We start from the raw sequence: 3,091 nt of genomic DNA, 5'->3' as shown, positions 1-3,091 counted from the left end.
GCCTGCGACGCCGTTGCCGCCAGCACCGTCACGGCGTCGGCAATGCCGAACGAAAAACTGCGGCCGTGGCGTCCGCTGGTCGCGATGCCCCGCACGGGGTCATCCGCATCCACCCTCATCGTTCGCATCACGCCAGCGCGATCGGGTCGGTCCATCAGGCCGACCGAAAAATGCTCGCCCTTGCCGAGATGGAGCGCGATGTCGCCACCATTGTTGACATAGGCCTGATCCAGCGTCACAGCGCCCAGCATGGCGCCCAGAATCTCCTCAGCCACGCTACCGGCAACAGCCGCCATCGGCGTGATGAAGCAATCGGAGGCGTAAGGCGCGACCGCTGCGTGCATCCGGCGCGCCACCACGCCCCTCAGCGAAGTGCGCTTCCCGGCGGCCGTCCGCAGTTCCGGCAGCTCCGCGCAGAGTTCGTCGAGCAGTCCGGTGAAGCGGCGCGCGGCCGCCTCATAGGCCGCACGTACATCGTCCGTGCGCCCCCTCGCCTCAACGACCAGATCGATCGGCCCATCCTGCAAATGCAGCCGCCGGCCATCAGACAGCAATGCGATTTGCGGGAGCCTTGTCATGCCCGCGGTCCCGGGATCGGGTTCTGCCAGGGCAGCTGGCGGACATCGTCGCCGCTCTGCACCTCGGAGAGCGGCTTCACATAGTCCATGTGCCCGCCGAGCGCGGCATAGTCGGACAGCTTCATCGTGAACTCGATCGGCGCAACCAGCGCCGGCGTCGGCACGTAGCCGAACGCGCCCGCCGGCATCTGCGTCACGTCGACCATGTAGGTGATGCCGCCGCCCGGCCAGACATAGACCGGCGCGCCGCCACTGGTGACGCGCGTCAGCGCGTCCTTCACCGAGCGCGTCAGCCGCACCGGATTGTCGGTGACACCGGCGCGCAGCGAGCCGCCGGCACCGGCCATGAACAGCACCGTGCACAGCGCCGGCTCGCAATTCTCCTGGATACGCTCGACCGAGAACTTCAGGTCGTCAGGCATCTCGGTCTCGACTGGCTTCAGGGCCCCGTCGAGCACGTAATAAGACGAATGCTCGCCGGTCGTGGAGACCATCAGCATCGAGAGACCCGGTTTTGCTTCCTTGGCGTCGAACGGCCCGAGGATCGCGAGCGGATCGGAAATGTTGGTGCCACCCCACCCCGTGCCGGGATCGGCGACCTGGAAATAGCGGCCTGGCGTCGAGCGGCGGCCCTTCATCTTGATGCCGGTGTCGGCGATGTCGAGCAGCTTGCCGGCCTGATGCTCCGAGAGCACGCCGGTGATGTGATCGTCGACCACGACGACTTCGTCGACCTTGCCGTGCCATTGCTTGGCAAACATGCCGATCGTCGCCGAGCCGCAGCCGACGCGCATGCGCTCTTCTTTCATGCCGTTGACGATCGGCGGCTGGCCGGCCTGGACCACGACGCTCGCGCCGCCGTCGATGGTCAGCTCGACCGCCTTGCAATTGGCGAGATCCATCAGCGTGTCGCAGGTGACGCGGCCCTCCTTCTTGGAGCCGCCGGTGAGATGATGCACGCCGCCGAGCGACAGCATCTGCGAGCCGTATTCGCTGGTGGTGACGTGGCCGACCGCCTCGCCCTGCGCGCGGACTGTCGCGGTCTCCGGCCCGAGATAGCGATCGGTGTCGATCTTCACCTTGACGCCGCAATAGGAGAAGATGCCCTCGGTGACCACAGTCACCATGTCGACGCCGTCGACCTCCGCCGAGACGATGAACGGCGCCGGCTTGTAGTCGGGATAGGTCGTGCCCGCGCCGATCGCCGTCACGAAGGTGGAAGGTTCGTGGACGATTTTGCCGTCCCAGTCTTCGGTGCGGCTAAACGGGACCAGCTTGCCGCCATGCGAGACCGTGCGCTCCAGGATCACATGCGGATCGACGCGGACGAGCTTGCCGTCGTGGTTGGCGTAGCGATCGCAGGCGCCCGCCGCGCCCGGCTTGATGTAGCACATCACCGGACAAGCATCGCAGCGGATCTTGTCGATAGCAGCGCTCGTCGTTTCCATCACCATGTCAGAGCCAGCGAGACCGCGGTTATCATTCGTATACGAACGATGGTGCGCGCGCCCCGGATGGCTGTCAAGCGGCGGTGCAGCGCAAAAGATGCAGCTGCTGCATAAAACCTCATTTGCCTATCCGCCCTGTCCACAAAGAAGGCAGTCGCGCTGCAGTGCGGCATGCATGGCTTGCACGTTTGTGTACAAACGGTATCGTCGCGACGTAGATTTTCGCCATTACTGGCCGAGCGCTTGGAAACGAGGATGACGCAGACACCGATCCGCCTCACCGTGAACGGGGGGATCCACGAGGTCGCTGCAGCGCCGGAGACGCCGCTGCTCTACGTGCTGCGCAACGATCTCGCGCTCAACGGCCCGAAATATGGATGCGGCCTCGGCGAATGCGGCACCTGCACTGTCCTGATCGACGGGGCCGCAGCCCGCTCCTGCGTGATTCCCGTCGGTGGCTGCGCCGGCCGCGACATCGTGACGCTCGAAGGGCTCGGCACGCGCGACAAGCCTGACCTCGTGCAGCAGGCCTTCATCGACGAGCAGGCCGCGCAATGCGGCTATTGCCTCAACGGCATGATCATGACCACCAAGGCGCTGCTCGCGATCAACCCGCGCCCGACCGAGCAGGAGGCGCTGGCGGCGCTCCGCTACAATCTCTGCCGCTGCGGCACACATGTCGAAATCCTGCGCGCCGTGATGCGCGCTTCCGGCCAACTCACCGAGGCCGTTGATTGATGGCCTCCCCTGCCCCTGATGGATCTGAGCGCCAATCCGGTTCGCTCGTCGTCGTCCGCACCGTGGACGAGCTCACGTCCGAGACTTTCATCCGCATCACCGCGGATGGCTCGGTCAGCGCCTATAACGGCCATGTCGATCTCGGCACCGGCATCCGTACCGCGCTCGGCCAGATCGTCGCCGAGGAGCTGGACGTGTCCTTTGCGCGCGTCGTCGTGGTGCTCGGCGACACTGCGGTGGTGCCCAATCAGGGCGCGACGATCGCGAGCGAGACCATCCAGATCACGGCCGTGCCCCTGCGCAAGGCCGCGGCGCAAGCCCGTCACT

The 3,091-nt window shown here is 65.8% G+C and carries 4 protein-coding genes; 2 read left to right on the top strand and 2 right to left on the bottom strand.

What is annotated here, in order from left to right:
* The coding region (locus tag IC66_RS0100815; protein ID WP_038946327.1) for a UPF0280 family protein at positions 1-578 on the bottom strand (578 nt) is incomplete at its 3' end.
* Positions 575-2,032 (bottom strand): hypothetical protein, encoded by a 1,458-nt coding sequence (locus IC66_RS0100810; protein WP_038946325.1) that lies wholly within the window; start codon positions 2,030-2,032, stop codon positions 575-577. The genes IC66_RS0100815 and IC66_RS0100810, both read right to left, overlap by 4 nt.
* A 249-nt stretch (positions 2,033-2,281) precedes the next feature.
* On the opposite strand from IC66_RS0100810, the gene IC66_RS0100805 reads away from it, so the two are divergent.
* Entirely contained in the window at positions 2,282-2,764 is a 483-nt protein-coding gene (locus IC66_RS0100805; protein ID WP_028145242.1) for a (2Fe-2S)-binding protein, read from the top strand.
* On the top strand, positions 2,764-3,091 hold a 328-nt coding region (locus IC66_RS42425; protein WP_157158000.1), incomplete at its 3' end, for a molybdopterin cofactor-binding domain-containing protein. The genes IC66_RS0100805 and IC66_RS42425, both read left to right, overlap by 1 nt.

Origin of the sequence: Bradyrhizobium genomosp. III (assembly GCF_000261705.1) — a bacterium.
Taxonomy (GTDB): domain Bacteria; phylum Pseudomonadota; class Alphaproteobacteria; order Rhizobiales; family Xanthobacteraceae; genus Bradyrhizobium; species Bradyrhizobium ottawaense.
Note: the sequence above shows the minus strand (reverse complement) of the source record. Positions and strands in the feature narration are given on the sequence as shown.